Origin of the sequence: Mesorhizobium sp. NZP2077 (assembly GCF_013170805.1) — a bacterium.
Taxonomy (GTDB): Bacteria; Pseudomonadota; Alphaproteobacteria; order Rhizobiales; family Rhizobiaceae; genus Mesorhizobium.
Window position 1 is genome coordinate 4680326 of sequence record NZ_CP051293.1, and the last position, 19713, is coordinate 4700038.

Consider the following 19713-nt stretch of genomic DNA (forward strand, 5'->3'; position numbering starts at 1 on the left):
CCGGCCAATCGGCTGATATCCCTGCCGACCGTGACGAGGCGGGTCAGGCTTCAATCGAATCCTTGATGCCTTTCAGCAGCGTTTTTGCCCCCAGCGAAATCAGCGCGTGCTCGGACCCGGTGGCGAGCAGGCGGTAGCCCATCGACACAACACGGCCGGCAATTGCTGGTTCGACGACATAGATCGCGGCATGTTTTCCCGCCTTGCGGGTGCGCTCGGCGACCGATGCTATCGTCTCCATCATGCTTTCCAGCGTCGAGTTGACGATCGTACCATTGCTCCAGGCGATCGAGAAATCCGATGGGCCCAAGAAAATTCCGTCAATGCCCGGTGTGTCGAGAATGCCGTCGAGCGCGTCGAGGGCGGCCCGCGTCTCGACCATGGCAAAGGCCATAGTGCGCTGATTGGTGTCGCGCAGCCATTCGGCATAGTCGCCCTTGCCATGGCGCGGAAAGGCGTAGGTCGGACCCCACGAACGCTCGCCGAGCGGTGGATACTTCATCGCCGCAGCGAACAGCTTTGCATCGGCCACTGAATTCACCATCGGCGCGATGACTGCCTCGGCGCCGAAATCGAGCGCCCGGCTTGCCATGTCGAAGCGGCCAACCGGGATGCGCACCAGCGCCGGCTTGTTTGCGGCAAGCACCGGCACGAGACCGCGTAGCACACTGTCTTCGTGATGGCCGCCATGCTGCATGTCGAGCGTGATGGCATCGAAGTCTTGTTTGGCGAGGATCTCGACGGTCAGTGCGTCCGGCACACCCGACCAGGCGGTGATCAGCGTTTCATCGGCAGCAAGGCGGGACTTCAGGGACATCTAATCTCTTCCTCGTTAACGTCCCCAGTTCAGCCGGAAACTGCGGCAAAGGCAAAGAAAAACCGCCCGGCTTGGCCGGGCGGTCGATTGGTCCAGTCATTGTTTTGTCGCAGGTTCTGTCGCAAAACCGTGGGACACTTTTGCGGAACCTGCTCCGGCTCGGATCAGGTGTTCTTGATCTGCTCGATCGCCTGCGCCATCAGTTCGTCCATGGTGCGGCGGATCTGATGGTCCGACTGCTCGACGCCGGCGGCATCGAAATCCTTGCGGATCTTGCGGAACACGTCGTGATCGCCGGCTTCCTCGATGTCGGCAACGACGACTTCCTTGGCGTAGGCATCAGCGTCAGCGCCCGACTTTCCGAGCTTTTCGGCGGCCCACAGGCCAAGCGCCTTGTTGCGGCGCGCCGAGGCCTTGAACCGAAGCTCCTCGTCGAATGCAAATTTGCGCTCGAAGCCTTCTTCGCGGTCTTTCATGCTGCTCATGGCGTCCCTCCGGGTCAAATCCGATTCGTTGGCAAGTGATATGTGTGTTGTCGAAGCACAAACCAAAAGGTCGCGGGCCGGTCAATACGCTTCGTCATATGCTGCGCTGCGGCATTTCAGTCCCGAAAGCGGTTGATTGGAAGGATTTGCCGATTGAGCAAACGATGTGATTGGGATAGACCCGGCATTGAACCCCGCCGTCGCCGCACTAATTTAGGCGGACGGACAGGAACTGGTCGCTTGCCGCCTGCCCGCAAATCCAGAGAAAAAATCAGATGAAAAATCGCCGCCGCATTTATGAAGGCAAGGCCAAGATCCTCTATGAGGGACCGGAACCGGGTACGCTGATCCAGTTCTTCAAGGACGACGCAACCGCGTTCAACAAGAAGAAGCACGAGGTCATCGACGGCAAGGGTGTGCTCAACAACCGCATTTCCGAGTACATCTTCAACCATTTGAACCGCATGGGCATCCCGACCCATTTCATCCGCCGGCTCAACATGCGCGAGCAGCTGATCAAGGAAGTCGAGATCATTCCGCTCGAAGTGGTGGTGCGCAACGTCGCCGCCGGTTCGCTGTCCAAGCGTCTCGGCATCGAGGAAGGCACCGTTCTGCCGCGCTCGATCATCGAATTCTATTACAAGGCCGATGCGCTCGATGATCCGATGGTGTCGGAAGAGCATATCACCGCCTTCGGCTGGGCAAGCCCGCAGGAGATCGACGACGTCATGGCGCTGGCCATCCGCGTCAACGACTTCCTCTCCGGCCTGTTCATGGGCGTCGGCATCCAGCTCGTCGACTTCAAGATCGAGTGCGGCCGCCTGTTCGAGGGCGACATGATGCGCATTGTCGTCGCCGACGAGATTTCACCGGATTCGTGCCGCTTGTGGGACGTGGCGACACAGGACAAGCTCGACAAGGACCGTTTCCGCCGCGACATGGGCGGCCTTGTCGAAGCCTACCAGGAAGTCGCCCGCCGCCTCGGCATCATGAATGAGAATGAGCCGCCCCGCCCGACCGGTCCGGTGCTTGTCGCCTCGACCGATGGCGTCAAAGGCAAGCCGCACTGATAGCGGCTTGCTATCAGATACTTTAGAACAGGAGCATGTCCAGCGTGATCAAGGCCCGCATTACCGTCACCCTCAAGAACGGCGTCCTCGACCCGCAAGGCAAGGCGATCGAACACGCGCTGTCCGGCCTGGGTTTTGATGGCGTCGGCGCGGTGCGGCAAGGCAAGGTGTTCGACGTCGAACTGGCCGAAAGCGACAAGGCCAAGGCTGAGGCCGATCTGAAAGCAATGTGCGACAAGCTGCTGGCGAACACGGTGATTGAGAATTATAGTGTGACACTTACCTGAGGTTGTGTCGGAGGCACTATGTCGGAAGTCACGAATGAGTTGATGTCCGAGCTTCTGAAGCGCGTGCATCACGAAATCGGTGAGCTTCGTCAGGATGTCTCCGAGACGAAACGGGAATTGAATGTGATGCGGGGTCACATGGTGGGTATGCAAAGCGATATCCACAACGTTTATGGCATCCTCGCCAGACAGGACGAGTGCCTTGGACGCATAGACAGACGTCTCGACCTGCGTCAACTAGCCGAAGCTCAGAGGCCTTACGAACCAAAATGAAATCAGCCGTCGTCCTCCTGCCTGGCCTCAACCGTGACCGCGACATGATCGCGGCGCTGACCAAGATTTCGGGAAAACCGCCGGTCACCGTCTGGCAGACCGACACCGAAATTCCGGATGTCGACCTGATCGCCATTCCGGGTGGCTTCTCCTTCGGCGACTATCTGCGCTGCGGCGCGATCGCCGCGCGCATGCCGGTGATGCGGGCCGTCGCTGAAAAGGCGGCCAAGGGCGTGACCATCATCGGCGTCTGCAACGGGTTTCAGATCCTGGTCGAGGCCGGGCTGTTGCCTGGCGCCTTGATGCGCAACACCTCGCTGAAATTCGTCTGCCGGCAGATCAAGCTCGAGATCACCAACGCCAACACCATGTTCACCCGCCGCTATCAGCCGGGTCAGATCATCCGCTCGCCGGTGGCGCACCATGACGGCAATTACTTCGCCGACGCCGAAACGCTTGCCCGCCTCGAAGGCGAAGGCCAAGTGGTGTTCCGTTATGCCGAGGGGACCAACCCCAATGGCTCGATCAACGACATTGCCGGCATTATCAACGCACAAGGCAATGTGCTTGGCCTAATGCCGCATCCTGAAAACCTGATCGAAGCCGCCCATGGCGGCAGCGACGGTCGCGCCCTCTTCGAAGGCGCGCTCGGCATCGCCGCTTGACGATTTCAGCCGCAAATGCAGTAAAATTTACAAGGACATCACGTCCATTGCTCTGGGGAGAGAGACGGTCATGAAACTCTATTCGCGGCCGTTGTCGCCCTACTCGTCGATCGTTCGGGCGCTAGCCTATATCAAGGACGTGCCGCTCAAGATCATCGCGCCGCCGCCGGGGTTTCCGATCCCGGAAGAGTTTCGCGCCATTTCGCCGATGAACCGGATCCCTGTGCTGATCACCGGCTCGGGCGAAACCATCGTCGAATCGGTTGTCATCGCCGAATATCTCGAGGAGCGGTTTCCGGAGCCAGCGCTGCTGCCGCCCGATTCCAAGGACCGCGCCCTGGTGCGCATGTTCGCCCGCATCACCGATCTCGACGTGCTGACGCCGACGATGAAGCTTTTCGAGCTTCATTTCGTCCAGAAGCGAAACAATGCCGAGATCGACGCCCAATTCACGCGCCTGCACCACGGGCTGGCGGCGATCGAGTCGCGCATGGCGCAGGGGCCCTTCGCGCTCGGCGACGACATCAGTTTCGCCGATGCGTGGCTGACGCCGACGCGGTTCATTTTCAACAACTTCCGCGCCATGACGGGCCGCCACGACCTGCTCGACGCCTATCCCAAGTTCGACGCCTATGAGCAGATCGCATCGCAGCATCCGGCACTGTCGCGGGTGTGGGGCGAGATGACAGACGGCCTGAAAATCTTTCTGTCCGAACTCGAGATGGGTGCCGCTTGATCAAGAGCAAGACGATCGTTCTCGTCGCCGCGGCAGGCTTTGCCCTGGCGTCGTGCCAATCGACTCCGAAAAGCACGCCTGTCCCCTCGGGCAAGAGCGCGTCGCTGCTGGCCATGGAACAGGTGGCAATCGCGGCGCATAAATGCTGGATCGCCAGCAAGGACCCGGCTTTCAAGCAATATCAGATGGCCAATGAGTTGAACTCGTTCAGCGGCACGCCGCGCTTCCTGCTGGTGCCGGCCAAGCATTATGGCGGCAAACCGTTGCTGGTCGTGCAGGCGCAAGGCAATTCAAGCCGCGTCGACGCCTTCGGGCCCCTGATGAACGACCCCCTCGGCGCGCGCATCGGCTCGGATATTGCCCGCTGGCAGGCCGGCAATCCGGCCTGCGCCGCGACCGCCTGACCATGGGCCGCTTCCTGCAGGTGGCGGGTCTGGCCATAGGTCTGGCTGGCCTTCTCCTGCAGTTCTGCATCAGCATTCCGGCGTCGATGGAAGCCGGCCGCAGCCTGCTCGGCTCGATCGTCTTCCTGCTCAGCTTCTTCACCATCCTGACCAACATTGGCGCCGTGCTGGTCTACACGTCCCTGCTGTCACCCAGCTTCTATGCGTGGCTGCCGGCCTTCGCCGGACCGCGGATGCGTGCGGGTGTTGCGGTTTCGATCACCCTGGTCTTCATCGTCTATGCCACGGTTCTGGCGCGACTCTGGCAGCCGCAAGGCCTGTTCCTGCTCTGCGACGTGCTGCTGCACTACGTGACGCCGGTTCTGTTCGTGCTGTGGTGGCTGATAGCAGGCGCCGACGGCAGGACACGATGGAGCGACATATCCTGGTGGGTGCTCTACCCAATCGCCTATCTGGCCTATGCGCTGGCGCGGGCGCCGTTGGCCGGCGAGGTGCCCTACCCCTTCCTCGATGTCGCCAGGAACGGCGTAGCCAGTGTCGCCATTGCGGCGCTGGCCATCACCGCGCTGTTCCTGGTGATCTGCATCGTTGCCGTTTTTATCGACCGCGGCATCGGCCATCGCGGGACAAAGCGGGTCCGTTAGGATCGGCATCTATTCCCAGAAGTGTCTGATACCCTCGCGGTGGGCATCGCAGCGCGAGAGGCCGATATCCTTGAGCTGATCGTCGGTCATCTCCAGCAATGCGAGCCGGCCGCGCCGGCGCTCCAGTAAATGGTCGATCCATCGTGCCAGCGACTTAACCACGCGCACCAGACGGCCGACAAAGCCGCGCTGGCCGGACGGGCGCAGCGCCTCGCTTGGCAACGCGGTTCTTGAGTGATGGAGTGTAGCGATTGTATCCATTTTCTTTCTGCCAGATGTCTCAATTGCACCCTTTTTAGTGCGCGATTGATATGTATTGACTCACATTCTGGTGCAATATAGAAAATTGTCACCATGACAAATTGGCGTCCAGATCTGACCGCCGGCGCCGGGCCGCTCTATCAGCGCCTTGCCGACTCCGTTGAAGCCGGCATCGATCAGGGCGTGATCGGTGCCGGAACAAAACTGCCACCACAACGCGACCTCGCCTACGACATCGGCACCACCGTCGGCACGGTCGGCCGGGCCTACCAATTGCTGCGCGAGCGCGGGCTGGTGAGCGGCGAGGTCGGGCGGGGAACCTATGTGCTTGGCCAGCGCGCCGACGGCTTGAAACCGGGGGCACCCGGCGTCGGCGTGGAAGGCACGCGTACCGTCGATGCACCCCAGGACAAGCTGCGTTTCGACAGCACGGCAGCGCCCGATGTCGGTCAGGGCTTGATTGTCGCGGAGGTACTGTCGCGCACCGCGCAGGATCATCCCCATGAAATTTCAAGCTATACGCGCGATTTTCCGGGCCGCTGGTATGATGCGGGCGCGCGCTGGCTGTCGCGAAACGCCTTCCGCCCGGCCGCCGACAGCATCGTTCCGACGCTCGGCACCCATGCCGCGGTGATGGCGGCGATCGCCGCACTCACCACGCCCGGCGAGTATGTCGCCTTCGAGCACCTCACCTATTCGCAGATCTCCCGCAGTGCCGGGTTGATCGGCCGGCGCACGGCGCTGGTGGCATCGGATGAGGAAGGTCTCGACCCGGCCGATTTCGAGCGCGTCTGCGCGCAAAAGCATCCCAGCATGGTCTTCCTCATGCCGACGGCCAAGAATCCGACGCTGGTGACGCTGTCGGCGGCGCGCCGCAAGGCAATCGCCGCGATAGCGCGCGAATACAATGTCGTCCTGATTGAGGACGACCTCTACGGCAACCTCACCGACGACCCGACACCGCTGCTCGCCGAATTCGCCCCCGAACGCACCATCGTCGCCAGCGGCCTGTCGAAATCGGTCGCGGCCGGCGTGCGCGGCGGCTGGCTCTCCTGCCCGCCTGCCTATCGCCACCGTATCCGTGTCGCCCACAAGATGATGACCGGCGGCATGCCGTTCCTGCTGGCGGAGGTGAATGCCCGCCTGGTGCTTTCCGGTCAGGCCAGCGATATCCGCGAACGCAGCATCACTGAGATCAGCGCCCGCATCGCGATCGTGCGCGAGACCTTGGCTGGCTTTGCGTTCAAGTCACACGACAAGGTGCCCTTTGTCTGGCTGACTTTGCCCGACCCATGGCTTTCCGGCACCTTCAAGAATGCCTGCCTGGAACACGGCGTGCTGATCGACGACGAGGACGAGTTCAAGGCCGGCCGCTCCGAACAGGTCTTTCACGGCATCCGCTTCGGCATCTCGCAGCCAAGGCAGCGCGGGGATATCGCCGACGGTGTTGGGGTCCTGCGGCGGCTCCTCGACGAGGGCCGCGCCGGCTACGACAGCTTCTCCTGAGAGAGTTGGGCCTTGCTCAGCCTTCGGCCTTGAAGTTGGCTGCTTCCTTCCTGGCCTTGTCCTTGCCGTGCTTTTCAGCCAGTTCCTTGGCCTGCCCGGGCGAAACGTCGGTGGTCTCCGCAATATGCATGGCCTCTTTGTCCGAGAGGCGATTGTCTTTCTTACCTTGCTTGCTAGCCATGGTCCGGATCTCCTTAATGGTCGCAGACCCAACGGCCTGGATGCCATAGCGTTCCCCCTTCGGCTTTTCATTCCTCAAGGTGATCTCGCCGATGACCGCTGGCCTGACGGGCGACTGGAAAGCCCCGGTGCGGGCCTGCCCCGGCATCACCTTGTTGCTTTCTGTCTTTTTTCCGCGGTCGACGGGTGTATCGGCCGCAAAGCTTGCGATATGAGGGGACTCAAAATCCCCGCTCCATGGACATAAATTGCCGCCCATGACCATTTCCAATTCCGTGCCGATCACCCCAGAACTCATTGCCGCGCACGGGCTGAAGCCCGACGAATATCAGCGCATCCTCGACCTCGTCGGACGCGAGCCGAGCTTTACCGAACTCGGCATCTTCTCGGCAATGTGGAACGAGCACTGTTCCTACAAATCCTCGAAGAAGTGGCTGCGTACGCTACCCACCACCGGGCCACAGGTCATCCAGGGGCCGGGCGAGAATGCCGGCGTGGTCGACATCGGCGATGGCGACTGCGTCGTCTTCAAGATGGAAAGCCACAACCACCCCTCCTTCATTGAGCCCTACCAGGGTGCGGCGACCGGCGTCGGCGGCATTTTACGCGACGTCTTCACCATGGGCGCGCGGCCGATCGCGGCGATGAACGCGCTGCGCTTCGGTGCTCCCGATCACCCCAAGACCAGGCACCTCGTCGCCGGTGTGGTTTCCGGCGTCGGCGGCTACGGCAACTCTTTCGGTGTGCCGACGGTCGGCGGCGAGGTCAATTTCGACGCCCGCTATAACGGCAACATCCTGGTCAACGCCTTTGCCGCGGGCCTCGCCAAGACCAATGCCATCTTCCTGTCGGAAGCCAAGGGCGTCGGCCTGCCGGTCGTCTATCTCGGCGCCAAGACCGGCCGCGACGGCGTCGGCGGCGCCACCATGGCGTCGGCCGAATTCGACGACAAGATCGACGAAAAGCGACCGACCGTGCAGGTCGGCGATCCCTTCACCGAAAAATGCCTGCTCGAAGCCTGCCTCGAACTGATGGCCTCCGGCGCCGTCATCGCCATCCAGGACATGGGCGCGGCCGGCCTCACCTGTTCGGCGGTCGAGATGGGCGCCAAGGGCGACCTCGGCATCGAGCTCGATCTCGACAAGGTGCCGGTACGTGAAGAGCGCATGAGCGCCTACGAGATGATGCTGTCGGAAAGCCAGGAGCGCATGCTGATGGTGCTGCGCCCCGAGAAGGAAAAGGAAGCCGAGGCGATCTTCCATAAATGGGGCCTCGACTTCGCCATTGTCGGCAAGACCACTGACGACCTGCGCTTCCGCGTGCTGCATCAGGGCGACCAGGTCGCCGATCTGCCGATCAAGGATCTCGGCGACAAGGCGCCGGAATATGACCGCCCCTGGATCGAGCCAAAGAAGCCGGCGCCGCTTGCCGCTAATGACGTCCCGCAGGCCGATGTTGCCGATGCGCTGCTGAAACTGCTCGGCGGCCCGGATCTGTCGTCGCGCCGCTGGGTCTGGGAGCAGTATGACACGCTGATCCAGGGCAATTCGCTGCAGCTTCCCGGCGGCGATGCCGGCGTGGTGCGGGTGGAAGGCCATGCGACCAAGGCGCTCGCCTTCTCCTCCGACGTGACGCCGCGCTATTGCGAGGCCGACCCCTATGAAGGCGGCAAGCAGGCGGTGGCCGAATGCTGGCGCAATCTCACCGCCACCGGTGCGCTGCCGCTGGCCGCCACCGACAACCTCAATTTCGGCAATCCGGAACGGCCGGAGATCATGGGCCAGCTGGTCGGCGCGGTGAAAGGCATTGGCGATGCCTGCCGCGCCCTCGGCTTCCCGATAGTGTCGGGCAATGTCTCGCTCTACAACGAGACCAACGGCCAAGGCATCCTGCCGACACCGACGATTGGCGGCGTCGGCCTTATCGCCGACTGGTCGAAGATGGTACGCATCGGATTTGCGGCTGAGGGCCAGATGATCCTGCTGGTTGGCGCGCTCGCCTCCTGGGGCACGCATCTCGGCCAGTCCGTCTATTTCAGAGACATCCATGGCCGCACGGATGGTCCGTCACCGCCGGTCGACCTCGCGCATGAGAAGCGTGTCGGCGACCATGTGCGTTCGCTGATCGCGTCCGGCATTGTCACCGCAGCGCATGACGTTTCCGATGGCGGCATCGCGGTGGCGCTGGCCGAAATGGCGATGGCGTCGGGCATCGGCGCGACCGTTCCCGGGCTTGTCGGCACCGATCCGATTCCGGTCTGGTTCGGCGAGGATCAGGGCCGCTATCTGCTGACGCTGTCGATCGATCCGCATGGCGACGAATGGGACGCCATCCGCAAGCAGCAGGGCGAACTCGGCATCTTCGCGCCGTGGATCGGCTCGACCGGTGGCAACACGCTGAAGCTCGGCGACGCCAGGGCCATCCCGGTCAGCGACTTGACCGCCGCCCATGAAGGCTGGTTCCCCCGCTTCATGGACCAGGCGAGTTGAGCAGACTGGCCGTCCGGGCGCTGCTAGCAGTCGTCTTTTGGCCGTCGCTGTTCTTCTTCTGGTTCCTAGGGCCGTTCGTCTTCTTCCTGCTGTCGACGACCTCGAGCGAGGTTTGCCCGCTGTTGGAAAGGCGTGAGCAGTTCCTGGCTTCGGCCATTGGCACGCTGCCCATGCTGGTGCTGCAGAACCTCATCTATGCGGTTCCGATCGTCTGCCTCGTGCTTTGGAGCCGGCTTTTGCCGGAACCCGCAAGGACAGGCCGGGTCGTCACCTGCATCAAGCTTTTTGCCGTCGCGGCTGTCCTGGGAGCCCTGTGGGAGTACGGCTCTTCGCTGGCCTGCGATGGTTACGGCCAGCCGTTCTTCTCACCCGTCTGGCAGATGACCAGCTATCTGCCGATCGCCAACCTGGCGGTCAACATCCCGCTTTACGTGCTGGTCTTCAGCCTTGGCCGTAGCTTCTCGATGCGCGACGACGACCCCGCAGCCGATGCGGTCCGTCCGCACCACAGCGCGTCGTAGGCGACAATCGCGCCGGGTGCTGCGCGGAACGGCTTCAATCGCGGCCGGAAAGGCTTTAGGTTTACCCCGACTCTCATCGCACGGGCGTTGCCGCCCGCCCGAAACAGGAATTCTGCCATGGCAATGGATGCCCACGACATCGAAAAACTGATCAAGGACGGCATTCCGGACGCCAAGGTGACGATCCGCGACCTCGCCGGCGACGGCGACCACTATGCTGCCGAAGTCGTTGCCGAGAGCTTTCGCGGAAAAAGCCGCGTCCAGCAGCACCAGATGGTCTATGACGCGCTGAAGGGCAATATGGGCGGCGTGCTGCACGCGCTTGCCCTGCAGACCAGCGTTCCCGACTGAGGCCGTTCCAGCCGACACCCGCTTGGCCCAAGCCGGCCCATCTCTTGCGCCATTTCGCCCATGGCACGGCTAATGTCTTGTTTCGGGCAACCTATGGGTTTATTTGAAGGACATGCTTCGAGCCTGACTCCCACAGGCGTGAAAGGATGTTCCATGAGCGGTATCAACGACTACATCGACAATGAAGTGAAGGGCAACGATGTCGTGCTTTTCATGAAAGGCACGCCCGGTTTCCCGCAGTGCGGTTTTTCCGGCCAGGTCGTCCAGATCCTCGACTATATCGGCGCCGACTACAAAGGCGTGAATGTCCTCGACTCTGCAGAGCTGCGCCAGGGCATCAAGGACTATTCCAACTGGCCGACGATCCCCCAGCTCTACGTCAAGGGCGAGTTCGTCGGCGGCTGCGACATTATCCGCGAGATGTTCCAGGCCGGCGAGTTGCAGACCTTCCTCGTCGAAAAGGGCGTGAGCGTCAAAGCCACTGCCTGATTTCGGTTTCGGGCAGGTCGTAACGACTGCACTTAGCACCGGGGCTGCCCCACCTCGGCAATTTTTATGTCCCTGAGGTCGGGACCAAGACGAGCCAATGCGCCGGCCCGCTGGCGCATTTTTGCTTGAGAGATCGGACTTGCCGTGGACCAGCAATCATCAGCGCCGCAATTGGCAATCAAACTGCCTATTCCGCGCTGGGAGTTCATTGCGCTCTGCGCGGCGCTGATGGCGCTGAATTCGCTGGCCATCGACATCATGCTGCCGGCGCTGCAGCAGATCGGCGCTTCGCTGGGTGTCGAGAATGAAAACCACCGGCAATATGTGATCACCGCCTACATTCTGGGTTTTGGCGGCGGACAGCTGTTCTTCGGACCGATCTCGGACCGTTTCGGCCGCCGCTCGCCGCTCGTCGCCGGGCTGATCATCTACGTGGCAGCGGCTGCCGCCGCAGCCATCGCGCCAAGCTTTGAGACGCTGCTGATATGCCGCGCCGTGCAAGGCATTGGCGCGGCCGCCACGCGCGTCATCGCGGTCTCGATCGTGCGCGATACATTCGAAGGCCGGCGCATGGCCGAAGTCATGTCGCTGATCTTCATGGTGTTCATGGCGATACCGGTCATCGCGCCCGGCATCGGCCAGTTCATCATGCTGTTCGCGACCTGGCACTATATCTTCGTCACCATGGCCGTCGGCGCGTTGATCGTGTCGGCGTGGTCACTGCTGCGCCTGCCTGAAACGCTGCGTCCCGAATATCGCCGGCCCCTGACGGTCTCCTCCGTCGTCGGTGGCTTCCGCATCGTGCTCACCAACCGCATCGCGCTTTGCTACGCCTTTGCCAGCACCTTCGTCTTTGCCGCCATGTTCGGCTTCATCGCCTCGGCGCAGCAGATCTATGTCGACATATTCAACGTCGGCGAGATGTTTCCGGTCATCTTCGCCGGGGTCGCGGGCGTGCTCGCCTTCTCTAATTTTCTGAATTCACGCCTTGTCGGCCGTATCGGCATGCGCCGCCTGTCGCAGAGCGCATTGTTGCTGTTTCTGGTCATCAGCCTTGTCTGGCTGGTTGTTTCGTTGGAAATGAAGATGCCGCTGTGGCTGTTTGTTGCATTCTTCGCCAGCGCCATGCTTCCCTTCGGCGCGCTCGGCGCCAATTTCAACGCATTGGCCATGGAGCCGCTCGGGCAACTGGCCGGCACGGCGTCGTCCATTCTGGGCTTCATGCAGACGTTTCTCGGCGGCATTCTCGGCACGCTGATCGGCCAGGCCTTCAACGGCACGGTGACGCCGCTTGCCGCCGGCTTCTGCAGCGTCTCGGTCGCGGCGCTGCTGATGATCCTCATCGCCGAACGCGGCAAGATGTTCCAGCCGCACAACCCGCCCGTTTCAGGACATGTCACCGACCTGCATTAATTTGGGCCTGAAGCCCAGCGGCTTGAACGTCGGCGCAGGATTTGATCCTACGCAGCCCACAGTTCGCGGCGCAACTCCTGCCAGCTTTCCCGGTCGGGGGCGACCAACAGACCACCGCCGACATGCGACGGCAGATAGGCCGTGCCGTCGAAGCGCGCGGCGTGGCCGCCGGCTTCGGCGTGGATCAGCACGCCGGCCAGATGATCCCAGGGCATCAGCTTGTTGTAGACGACGAAATGGCCATGGCCACTCGCCAGCAAGCGGTATTCGTGGGCGACGCAGCGGTAGTTGAACTGCGACAGCGTCTTGGTCTGGTTGCAGGCCAGCCGCGTGCGGTCGGGTTCGGCCATGTATTGCCAGGAAACCGCGCCGGTCATCTCAGAGATCGGCGCGCCCACGGCAACCCGTACTTTCTCCAGGGTGCCATGGGCATGGCGGATATGGCTGCCGGCGCCCTTGGCGCCGATCAGCCAGTCCTTGCCGACGGGATCGTGGATGATGCCGGCGACCGTCTCGCCCTTGACCACGACGCCAAGCATCACGCCGAACAGCGGCACGCCGGAGGCGAAATTGAAGGTGCCGTCGACCGGGTCGATGACGAAGGCCAGATCGGCGTCGCCCAGACCATCGAGCAGCGCCGGGTCGTCGGAACAGGCTTCCTCGCCGACAACCATGGCCGAGGGATAGTGCTGGCGCAGCCTGGCGGTGATCAGCCGCTCGGCGTTGACATCGGCTTCCGTCACCAGATCGGCGGCGGAGGTCTTCTGTCTGATGTCGCCATCGCCCAACCGGCGAAAGCGGGGCATGATTTCGGTGTCTGCCGCCTCGGCCAGCAGGCTGGCCAGCCAGTCGATCGCGTTGTCGTCAAATGTCATCGGGAGCATCTTGCCTGCGTATGAGGGTTTCGTTGAGAGCGGCGAAATCGAACAGTTTCCTGTCGAGCAGATGCGACGGCCTGGTGTTGGACAAAGCGTGGATCATGGTGTCCTTGCGGCCGGGCATACGCTTTTCGATGTCGTCCAGCATCGCCTTCATGGCGTTGCGCTGGAGGCCTTCCTGGCTGCCGCAGAGGTCGCAAGGGATGATCGGGAACCGCATCGCGGCGGCGAATTTTTCGAGGTCGGTCTCGGCGCAATAGCTCAGCGGCCGCAGCACCATGACATCGCCTTCGTCGTTGAGCAGCTTTGGCGGCATGGCGGCGAGACGGCCGCCATGGAACAGGTTCATGAAGAAGGTTTCGAGAATGTCCTCGCGGTGATGGCCGAGAACCAGGGCCGAGCACCCCTCCTCGCGCGCGATACGGTAGAGATGGCCACGCCGGAGCCGCGAGCAGAGCGAGCAATAGGTACTGCCCTGCGGCAGCTTGTCGGTGACGACCGAATAGGTGTCCTGGTACTCGATGCGGTGGGGAATGCCGTTGGCGTTGAGATAGTCGGGCAGGATGTGCTTCGGGAAATTCGGCTGCCCCTGATCGAGATTGCAGGCCAGCAATTCGACCGGCAGCAGCCCGCGCCATTTGAGGTCCAGCAGGATGGCGAGCAGGCCGTAGGAATCCTTGCCGCCCGACAGCGCGACCAGCCAGCGTTGGCCGGGCACGATCATCGAGAAATCCTCGGTCGCCTGGCGGGTCAGCCGCAGCAGCCGCTTGCGCAGCTTGTTGAATTCGACCGAGGACGGCACATCGGCGAACAGCGGATGGAAACCACCCTCGGCGACCGGTTCTAGCGTTTCGATGTCTGGCAGCATGTTAATGGCGCGGCGGCCCCGGATGTGACGTCCGCCCGGATTAGCGCATCGGCCGGAGAATCGAAACCGCAAAGCGGATGCGTAAAACAAAAAGGCCGCCTCGAAGGGCGGCCTTTCCGGTATCGCAGAAAAGCGTTCGCTTAGCGCGAATAGAATTCGACGACCAGGTTCGGTTCCATCTGCACGGCGAACGGAACGTCCGCCAGGCCGGGGATGCGCGAGAAGGTCGCGACCATCTTGTTGTGATCGGCTTCGATGTAGTCCGGCACGTCGCGCTCGGCGAGGCCGACCGATTCCAGGACGATGACCAGCTGCTTCGACTTTTCGCGCACTTCGATGACGTCGCCCGGCTTGCAGCGGTACGAGCCGATGTTGACGCGCTTGCCGTTGACGTTGACGTGGCCGTGGTTGACGAACTGACGGGCAGCAAAAATGGTCGGCACGAACTTGGAGCGGTAGACGACCGCGTCGAGACGCGACTCGAGCAGGCCGATCAGGTTCTCCGAAGTGTCGCCCTTGCGGCGGTCGGCCTCTTCATAGACCTTGCGGAACTGCTTTTCCGAAACGTCGCCATAGTGACCCTTCAGCTTCTGCTTGGCGCGCAGCTGCAGGCCGAAGTCGGAAAGCTTGCCCTTGCGGCGCTGCCCGTGCTGGCCGGGGCCGTATTCACGCTTGTTGACCGGGGACTTCGGGCGGCCCCAGATATTTTCGCCGAGACGGCGGTCGATCTTGTACTTCGCGGATTCGCGCTTGCTCATCGCATTCCCTTTTCAAAAACAACACACCCGGCACCTCATGGTCCGGGTGAAGGAAACGCGCCCTCCTCTGGCCTCCGTTTTCGAGACCTGACAGGGTTTTCCCACGCAACGCGGCGGAAAACCCACGGGACACGTCAGTTCAAACAAAACCAGAAACCAAGGCAACCGGTCTTGCGCTCACAAAACAAACACCGGACATCGCTGCCCGGCGTTGGGCGGCTGGTTAAACCGAGATTTAACCGGTGTCAAGCTTGTGAGTGGCGCGGCGTGGCGCAACCATATACCGTCCTCGACGTTGAGCGATGCCGGATGTGGCGGGAGGTTTTGCGCCAACGGCACCAGGAAGGGACTGGAGCTAGAGGAGTCCGATTAGCATGAAGAAGTTCTTCCTTACCTTGGCGGGCGCTGCGGTGCTTGCAGGTTCGATGGCGGTGGCGCCGGAACCGGCCATGGCACGCCATTGGCATGGCCATAAACAGGTTTGCCGCATCATCGTGAAGAAGAGGGTGGTGTGGCGGCATGGCCACCGCAGGGTGATCGTCGAGCGGATACGGCGCTGCCATAGCTGGTGAAACCGGCTCAAGCCGGAACAAGCTTGTCTTGGAAGATGCCAAAACCCCAGGAGGGCCAGCAATCCATTGCTGGCCCTTTCGTATGGGCTGTCAGCCGCGAGTGTGAGTGATGCCGAATTTGGCGCGACTCATTCTGCAGGCCTTTCCGCTGGGGCTCCCGACTTCGTGATTGGGGATGATTGCCGCGATTCGCTAGAAATCTACCGTCAGGCAATGGAGAAGCCCTATGAAGACCGCAACCTTGCTTCTGGTCGCGCTGCTTGCAGGCCCGACCTTACTTTTTTCACCGGAGTCGGCCGTGGCCGGCGCGAAAAAGGACTGCCATTGGGAGACGGTCACCAGGCGGGTCTGGCGCAACGGCCGCCCCCACAATGTGACGGTGCGGGTGAAGCGCTGCTTCCACCATCATTGATGGTCGCCCTAGGTTTTCTTCTCCGGCAGGCCCTTGCGCTTGGTCTCGGCGAATTCCTCCAGTTGCTTCTCGCTCATCGATTCATACATTTCGCGTGAAGCGCCCTTGAGTTCGCTCTTTTTCGTCTCGCCGCGCTTGGCGGAGAGCGCGGCACCGGCGGCTTGCTGCTGGGCTTTCGAGGTGGCTGGCATGGCGTTTCTCCTTTGCTGTCAGGGGAAACGCCGAGCTTCGGCGGCAGTTCCAGCGGCCCGGTTCCTCATCCGACTCCTGCCATTCCGGCGGCCGGCTTTGGCGAGTTCGTTGGCAGCCTTCCCGTGTCCGGAGCGCCAGTGTAGGACAGCAGAATGAAGTCTCTGACAGACCCCTCACAAGCTCTCTCCACCGGCCTGGCGAAAATCCGTACCGAATTCCACGTGCCGGATGGATTTCCCGCTGAGGTCATGGCCGCAGCGCAGACGGCGGCCCAACGTGTGCCGAACCAGCATGCCAATCGAACCGACATGCCCTTCGTCACGCTTGATCCGGCAAGCTCCACCGATCTTGACCAGGCGTTCTCGATCGAGGCGAGCGGCAGTGATCTTCTGCTGCACTACGCCATTGCCGACGTGGCCTGGTTCGTCGAGGACGGCGACGCGATCGATCTCGAAGCCTGGACGCGAGGCGAGACGTTTTACCTGCCGGACGGCAAGGCCGGGCTCTACCCGCCGGTACTTGCCGAGGGTGCGGCGAGCCTGTTGCCGGATGGGCCGCGTCCAGCCGTTATCTTCACCGTTCGCGTCGCTGAGGACGGTGCGGTGAAATTGGACGGCGCGGAGCGGGCAATCATTCAAAGCCGCGCCAAACTCGCCTATGACAGCGTGAAGGCCTCCGACGTTCCCGCCGGCTTCGCCGAAATGGCGCGGCGCATGGCGATGAACGAGGAACGTCGTGGCGCGTCGCGCGTCGACCCGCCCGAGCAAGAGGTGGAAAGGCTGGCCGACGGCACATTCCAGCTTTCATTCAGACCGCTGCTGCAATCAGAACAAGACAATGCCGCGCTTTCATTGGCTGCCAACATGGCGATCGCCGACGCCATGTTTGCGCACCATACCGGGTTGTTTCGGGTGATGTCGGAGCCGGACGCTTCCAAGGTGCAAAGGCTGCGCAATGCGGCGCAGGCTCTCGGGCTGTCCTGGCCTGCCTCGACCAGCTTGCACGACTATCAGCGGACCCTTGATCCGACCAATAAGCAGCAGGCGGCGCTGATGCTGGAAATCCGCCATGCTAGTTCCGGCGCGTCCTATCAACCCTATCAGGAGGGCGTTATCCCGTGGCATGAGGCGATGGCTGCAACCTACGCCCATTCAACCGCTCCACTCAGACGACTGGCCGACCGCTATGTCGTGCGCTGCGCGCTGGCAATCGCCAACGGTCAGCCGGTGCCGCAAGCCGTCACTAACGCGTTCACCAGATTGCCGAAAGTGATGGGACGTTCGGATGCCCGCTCTTCGCAGATCAACCATGCGGCCATCGACCTTGCCGAGGCGGTCATGCTCAGGGGACGCGAGGGTGAGATGTTCAAGGCCGTTGTGACCGACGTCGTCGACCACGGCGTGCGCGTCCAGCTTGCCAACATGCCTGTCGTTGCCACCGTGAAGGCCCCTGGACTGAAGCAGGGTGATGGCGTGACGCTGAAGCTGGTCTCGGCAGATCCGGATCAGCGCAGCATCGTCTTTGAACCTGTTCGAGCGGCAGACGTTTCCGCCACCGCCTAGCGTACGACCAGTCCAAACCCCTGCATCAGCCGGCTGACGGCGAAATCCGCCTTGCCTGACGTGAAGACCGCGATATCGGGCTCGCCTTGCTGCAGCGGCCCATCGACGGGCGGCAGGAGCGAAAGCGCGCGCCGGGCTATCGCCTCGGCCGGATCGATCCAGTCTACCGGCCAGGGCGCAGTCTTGCGCATGCGGTTGACCAGGAACGGATAGTGCGTGCAGGCCAGCACGACGATATCGGTCCGCATCCCGTCATGTTCCACGAAACAAGGAGCGATCTCGGCACGCACGGCTTCCTCGTCGACAAAGCCCTCGCGCATATAGGCTTCGGCAAGTCCCGCCAGCCTGTCGCTGCCAACCAGGCGGACATGGCATTTCTGCGCCCATTTGCTGATCAGGTCGCGTGTGTATTGCCGCTTCACCGTGCCTGGCGTTGCCAGCACCGAGACCAGGCCCGAACGCGTGCGCTCGGCCGCCGGCTTGACCGCCGGCACGGTGCCGACAAAGGGATGACCGGGAAAGGCGTCGCGCAGCGCGTCGATCACCAGCGTCGAGGCGGTGTTGCAGGCGATGACTGACATGACTGGTTCAAACCGGTCGAGCAGCTTGGCGAACAGCTCCAATATATGGGTCCGCAGTGCCGGTTCTTCCCAGGCGCCGAAGGGAAAGGCCGCATCGTCCGCGACATAGATGAAGCGCCGGTCCGGCATCAGCACGCGCGCCTCGCGCAACACGGTCAGCCCGCCGACGCCGGAATCGAACATCAGGATCGGCTGCTCAGTCATTGTCCGTTCCCTTGCCACCGAGCGGCGGCGTGTCGGTATCGTCGCCGTTGGCGTCAAGCACCTGGCCAGCCGCATCCACTTTGCGGGCACGAGCAGCTGCCGCGGGCAAACGTCTTGGATCGTCTCCCGGCGAGCCGTCGCCACGCGGCATCGCCGGGGAAAACCTGTCGAGCGAGGAAATAATGCCGCGCAGCACTTTGAGCTCCGGTTCGGCGAAGCCGGCGCGCGTCAGCACGGCGCGCAGATTGTCGACCATTTTCGGCTTCTTCGGCGCCGGCCGGAAATAGCCGCGCGCTTCGAGCGCGCCTTCGAGATAGGCGAACAAGCCGTGCAGCTCTTCCTTGCTGGCCGGCTTCATCTCCGGACCAGAAAAATTGGTCTTGGTCTCGTCCTCCAGACCGGATTTCATCCACTCATAGGACATCAGCAAGGCAGCCTGGGCGATGTTGAGCGAGGAGAAATCCGAGTCGACGGGGAAGGTGACGATCTCGTCGGCAAGGCCGACCTCGTCATTGTAGAGGCCGAAGCGCTCGCGGCCGAACAGAATGCCGGTGCGCTGCCCCATGCCATGACGGGCGCGGAGCACCCTGCCCGCCTCCACCGGCCCGCGCACGGATTTGAAGCCGTCGCGCTGCCTGGCGGTGGTGGCGAAAACGAAATTGAGGTCGGCCAGCGCCGAGGCCAGATCGTCGAACACCTTCACGGCGTCGATGACATGGTCGGCGCGGCTGGCGGCGGCGCGCGCCTTCTCGCTCGGCCAGCCGTCGCGCGGGTTGACCAGGCGCAGTTCCGAAAGGCCGAAATTGGCCATGGCGCGGGCGACCATGCCGATGTTCTCACCAAGCTGCGGCTCGACGAGGATGATCGCCGGACCGGCGGGTGCATTGCTATCGGGGTCTTTGGTGACGGGCATGATTGTCAATGAACTGCTGTTTGCGGCATTTCAGCGTTCCCTGCCATATTCAGCCGCGAAAATGAAGCTTTGGCAAATGATGGCGGCCATGGCCCCACATTCGTGACCGATCGCCGTTTGCGCGGCCAAAAGCGCTTTGATATACGGGCGGCATCCCCTGGCCGAACCCCACGCGGGCAAGG

Annotated in this window: 26 protein-coding genes; 16 read left to right on the forward strand and 10 right to left on the reverse strand. The window is 62.4% G+C overall.

The annotated features are described in order from the left end of the window. Positions 1-43: 43 nt before the first annotated feature. Both HGP13_RS23440 and HGP13_RS23445 read right to left on the reverse strand, forming a co-directional pair. Positions 44-817 (reverse strand): HpcH/HpaI aldolase/citrate lyase family protein, encoded by a 774-nt coding sequence (locus HGP13_RS23440; RefSeq protein ID WP_172229434.1) that lies wholly within the window; start codon positions 815-817, stop codon positions 44-46. Between the two features lie 164 nt (positions 818-981). Next, complete coding sequence (locus HGP13_RS23445; RefSeq protein ID WP_172229436.1) at positions 982-1302, reverse strand: DUF1476 domain-containing protein; 321 nt, start codon at positions 1300-1302, stop codon at positions 982-984. 275 nt (positions 1303-1577) lie between these two features. Between HGP13_RS23445 and purC the strand changes: the two genes are divergently transcribed. The 7 genes from purC (at position 1578) to HGP13_RS23480 (ending at position 5381) form a co-directional block, all read left to right on the forward strand. Next, complete coding sequence (purC, locus tag HGP13_RS23450) at positions 1578-2372, forward strand: phosphoribosylaminoimidazolesuccinocarboxamide synthase (protein WP_027028673.1); 795 nt, start codon at positions 1578-1580, stop codon at positions 2370-2372. Positions 2373-2416: 44 nt separating this feature from the next. After that, a complete protein-coding gene (gene purS / locus HGP13_RS23455; RefSeq protein WP_013895864.1) occupies positions 2417-2659 on the forward strand; it encodes a phosphoribosylformylglycinamidine synthase subunit PurS in 243 nt (80 codons plus the stop codon). Between the two features lie 18 nt (positions 2660-2677). Then, positions 2678-2932, forward strand: a complete 255-nt coding sequence (locus HGP13_RS23460) for a hypothetical protein (RefSeq protein WP_172229438.1) — start codon at positions 2678-2680, stop codon at positions 2930-2932. Then, complete coding sequence (gene purQ / locus HGP13_RS23465) at positions 2929-3597, forward strand: phosphoribosylformylglycinamidine synthase subunit PurQ (RefSeq protein WP_172229440.1); 669 nt, start codon at positions 2929-2931, stop codon at positions 3595-3597. Before HGP13_RS23460 ends, purQ begins: the two co-directional genes overlap by 4 nt. 70 nt (positions 3598-3667) lie before the next feature. Next, complete coding sequence (locus HGP13_RS23470; RefSeq protein WP_172229442.1) at positions 3668-4333, forward strand: glutathione S-transferase family protein; 666 nt, start codon at positions 3668-3670, stop codon at positions 4331-4333. Continuing rightward, positions 4330-4737, forward strand: a complete 408-nt coding sequence (locus tag HGP13_RS23475; protein WP_172229444.1) for a hypothetical protein — start codon at positions 4330-4332, stop codon at positions 4735-4737. The genes HGP13_RS23470 and HGP13_RS23475 overlap by 4 nt, the downstream gene beginning before the upstream one ends. Positions 4738-4739: 2 nt before the next feature. Beyond that, positions 4740-5381: a Pr6Pr family membrane protein gene (locus tag HGP13_RS23480; protein ID WP_172229446.1), complete on the forward strand. Its 642-nt coding sequence runs from the start codon at positions 4740-4742 to the stop codon at positions 5379-5381. 9 nt (positions 5382-5390) lie between these two features. Here the strand turns inward: HGP13_RS23480 and HGP13_RS23485 are convergent, their stop codons facing one another. After that, positions 5391-5642 (reverse strand): DUF1127 domain-containing protein, encoded by a 252-nt coding sequence (locus tag HGP13_RS23485; RefSeq protein WP_172229448.1) that lies wholly within the window; start codon positions 5640-5642, stop codon positions 5391-5393. Between the two features lie 93 nt (positions 5643-5735). Here HGP13_RS23485 and HGP13_RS23490 point away from each other — a divergent pair, with 93 nt between their 5' ends. Next, positions 5736-7148, forward strand: a complete 1413-nt coding sequence (locus HGP13_RS23490; protein WP_172229450.1) for a PLP-dependent aminotransferase family protein — start codon at positions 5736-5738, stop codon at positions 7146-7148. Between the two features lie 16 nt (positions 7149-7164). Here HGP13_RS23490 and HGP13_RS23495 read toward each other — a convergent pair whose 3' ends face one another. Next, complete coding sequence (locus HGP13_RS23495; RefSeq protein ID WP_172219742.1) at positions 7165-7614, reverse strand: hypothetical protein; 450 nt, start codon at positions 7612-7614, stop codon at positions 7165-7167. On the opposite strand from HGP13_RS23495, the gene purL reads away from it, so the two are divergent. From purL to HGP13_RS23520, 5 genes are all read left to right on the forward strand, one after another. Further along, positions 7586-9817: a phosphoribosylformylglycinamidine synthase subunit PurL gene (gene purL, locus HGP13_RS23500; RefSeq protein ID WP_172229452.1), complete on the forward strand. Its 2232-nt coding sequence runs from the start codon at positions 7586-7588 to the stop codon at positions 9815-9817. The genes HGP13_RS23495 and purL overlap by 29 nt on opposite strands. Continuing rightward, the gene (locus tag HGP13_RS23505) at positions 9814-10338 is read left to right on the forward strand and encodes a hypothetical protein (RefSeq protein WP_172229454.1); all 525 of its coding nucleotides are present in this window, start codon (positions 9814-9816) and stop codon (positions 10336-10338) included. Before purL ends, HGP13_RS23505 begins: the two co-directional genes overlap by 4 nt. A gap of 117 nt (positions 10339-10455) precedes the next feature. Beyond that, positions 10456-10689, forward strand: a complete 234-nt coding sequence (locus HGP13_RS23510) for a BolA family transcriptional regulator (protein ID WP_010909092.1) — start codon at positions 10456-10458, stop codon at positions 10687-10689. A 153-nt stretch (positions 10690-10842) separates the two neighbouring features. Then, positions 10843-11178 (forward strand): Grx4 family monothiol glutaredoxin, encoded by a 336-nt coding sequence (grxD, locus tag HGP13_RS23515; protein ID WP_095201472.1) that lies wholly within the window; start codon positions 10843-10845, stop codon positions 11176-11178. 144 nt (positions 11179-11322) lie between these two features. Continuing rightward, the gene (locus HGP13_RS23520; RefSeq protein ID WP_281410974.1) at positions 11323-12591 is read left to right on the forward strand and encodes a multidrug effflux MFS transporter; all 1269 of its coding nucleotides are present in this window, start codon (positions 11323-11325) and stop codon (positions 12589-12591) included. Between the two features lie 47 nt (positions 12592-12638). On the opposite strand, the gene HGP13_RS23525 is transcribed toward HGP13_RS23520, so the two are convergent. The 3 genes from HGP13_RS23525 to rpsD all read right to left on the reverse strand — a co-directional run bounded on the left by HGP13_RS23525 (position 12639) and on the right by rpsD (position 15095). After that, positions 12639-13466 (reverse strand): inositol monophosphatase family protein, encoded by an 828-nt coding sequence (locus HGP13_RS23525; RefSeq protein WP_172229456.1) that lies wholly within the window; start codon positions 13464-13466, stop codon positions 12639-12641. Then, on the reverse strand, positions 13456-14337 hold the full coding sequence (gene ttcA / locus HGP13_RS23530) for a tRNA 2-thiocytidine(32) synthetase TtcA (RefSeq protein ID WP_172229458.1): 882 nt from the start codon (positions 14335-14337) through the stop codon (positions 13456-13458). Before ttcA ends, HGP13_RS23525 begins: the two co-directional genes overlap by 11 nt. 140 nt (positions 14338-14477) lie before the next feature. Further along, entirely contained in the window at positions 14478-15095 is a 618-nt protein-coding gene (gene rpsD / locus HGP13_RS23535) for a 30S ribosomal protein S4 (protein WP_027028657.1), read from the reverse strand. 374 nt (positions 15096-15469) lie between these two features. Here rpsD and HGP13_RS23540 point away from each other — a divergent pair, with 374 nt between their 5' ends. Both HGP13_RS23540 and HGP13_RS23545 read left to right on the forward strand, forming a co-directional pair. After that, positions 15470-15667 carry a hypothetical protein gene (locus HGP13_RS23540; RefSeq protein ID WP_172229460.1) on the forward strand — a complete coding sequence of 66 codons (198 nt, stop codon included), beginning with the start codon at positions 15470-15472 and terminating at the stop codon, positions 15665-15667. A gap of 226 nt (positions 15668-15893) precedes the next feature. After that, entirely contained in the window at positions 15894-16079 is a 186-nt protein-coding gene (locus HGP13_RS23545) for a hypothetical protein (protein WP_172229462.1), read from the forward strand. 8 nt (positions 16080-16087) lie between these two features. Here the strand turns inward: HGP13_RS23545 and HGP13_RS23550 are convergent, their stop codons facing one another. Beyond that, a complete protein-coding gene (locus tag HGP13_RS23550; RefSeq protein WP_172229464.1) occupies positions 16088-16270 on the reverse strand; it encodes a DUF3008 family protein in 183 nt (60 codons plus the stop codon). A gap of 153 nt (positions 16271-16423) precedes the next feature. Here HGP13_RS23550 and HGP13_RS23555 point away from each other — a divergent pair, with 153 nt between their 5' ends. After that, a complete protein-coding gene (locus tag HGP13_RS23555; RefSeq protein ID WP_172229466.1) occupies positions 16424-17833 on the forward strand; it encodes an RNB domain-containing ribonuclease in 1410 nt (469 codons plus the stop codon). On the opposite strand, the gene murI is transcribed toward HGP13_RS23555, so the two are convergent. Together murI and HGP13_RS23565 are read right to left on the reverse strand one after the other, a co-directional pair. Beyond that, entirely contained in the window at positions 17830-18618 is a 789-nt protein-coding gene (gene murI / locus HGP13_RS23560) for a glutamate racemase (RefSeq protein ID WP_172229468.1), read from the reverse strand. The genes HGP13_RS23555 and murI overlap by 4 nt on opposite strands. Continuing rightward, positions 18611-19531 (reverse strand): RNA methyltransferase, encoded by a 921-nt coding sequence (locus HGP13_RS23565; protein WP_172229470.1) that lies wholly within the window; start codon positions 19529-19531, stop codon positions 18611-18613. The genes murI and HGP13_RS23565 overlap by 8 nt, the downstream gene beginning before the upstream one ends. Positions 19532-19713 lie beyond the last annotated feature (182 nt).

Excerpts from the sequence above, each read along its gene's own strand:
- HGP13_RS23440 (WP_172229434.1), bottom strand. The coding sequence starts at position 817 with ATGTCCCTGAAGTCCCGCCTTGCTGCCGATGAAACGCTGATCACCGCC.
- HGP13_RS23480 (WP_172229446.1), top strand. The coding sequence starts at position 4,740 with ATGGGCCGCTTCCTGCAGGTGGCGGGTCTGGCCATAGGTCTGGCTGGC.
- murI (WP_172229468.1), bottom strand. The coding sequence starts at position 18,618 with ATGACTGAGCAGCCGATCCTGATGTTCGATTCCGGCGTCGGCGGGCTG.
- grxD (WP_095201472.1), top strand. The coding sequence starts at position 10,843 with ATGAGCGGTATCAACGACTACATCGACAATGAAGTGAAGGGCAACGAT.
- HGP13_RS23460 (WP_172229438.1), top strand. The coding sequence starts at position 2,678 with ATGTCGGAAGTCACGAATGAGTTGATGTCCGAGCTTCTGAAGCGCGTG.
- HGP13_RS23565 (WP_172229470.1), bottom strand. The coding sequence starts at position 19,531 with ATGCCCGTCACCAAAGACCCCGATAGCAATGCACCCGCCGGTCCGGCG.
- purC (WP_027028673.1), top strand. The coding sequence starts at position 1,578 with ATGAAAAATCGCCGCCGCATTTATGAAGGCAAGGCCAAGATCCTCTAT.
- HGP13_RS23540 (WP_172229460.1), top strand. The coding sequence starts at position 15,470 with ATGAAGAAGTTCTTCCTTACCTTGGCGGGCGCTGCGGTGCTTGCAGGT.
- HGP13_RS23470 (WP_172229442.1), top strand. The coding sequence starts at position 3,668 with ATGAAACTCTATTCGCGGCCGTTGTCGCCCTACTCGTCGATCGTTCGG.
- HGP13_RS23545 (WP_172229462.1), top strand. The coding sequence starts at position 15,894 with ATGAAGACCGCAACCTTGCTTCTGGTCGCGCTGCTTGCAGGCCCGACC.
- HGP13_RS23485 (WP_172229448.1), bottom strand. The coding sequence starts at position 5,642 with ATGGATACAATCGCTACACTCCATCACTCAAGAACCGCGTTGCCAAGC.
- rpsD (WP_027028657.1), bottom strand. The coding sequence starts at position 15,095 with ATGAGCAAGCGCGAATCCGCGAAGTACAAGATCGACCGCCGTCTCGGC.
- HGP13_RS23490 (WP_172229450.1), top strand. The coding sequence starts at position 5,736 with ATGACAAATTGGCGTCCAGATCTGACCGCCGGCGCCGGGCCGCTCTAT.
- HGP13_RS23555 (WP_172229466.1), top strand. The coding sequence starts at position 16,424 with ATGAAGTCTCTGACAGACCCCTCACAAGCTCTCTCCACCGGCCTGGCG.
- HGP13_RS23445 (WP_172229436.1), bottom strand. The coding sequence starts at position 1,302 with ATGAGCAGCATGAAAGACCGCGAAGAAGGCTTCGAGCGCAAATTTGCA.
- HGP13_RS23550 (WP_172229464.1), bottom strand. The coding sequence starts at position 16,270 with ATGCCAGCCACCTCGAAAGCCCAGCAGCAAGCCGCCGGTGCCGCGCTC.
- purQ (WP_172229440.1), top strand. The coding sequence starts at position 2,929 with ATGAAATCAGCCGTCGTCCTCCTGCCTGGCCTCAACCGTGACCGCGAC.
- purL (WP_172229452.1), top strand. The coding sequence starts at position 7,586 with ATGACCATTTCCAATTCCGTGCCGATCACCCCAGAACTCATTGCCGCG.
- HGP13_RS23510 (WP_010909092.1), top strand. The coding sequence starts at position 10,456 with ATGGCAATGGATGCCCACGACATCGAAAAACTGATCAAGGACGGCATT.
- HGP13_RS23525 (WP_172229456.1), bottom strand. The coding sequence starts at position 13,466 with ATGACATTTGACGACAACGCGATCGACTGGCTGGCCAGCCTGCTGGCC.
- ttcA (WP_172229458.1), bottom strand. The coding sequence starts at position 14,337 with ATGCTGCCAGACATCGAAACGCTAGAACCGGTCGCCGAGGGTGGTTTC.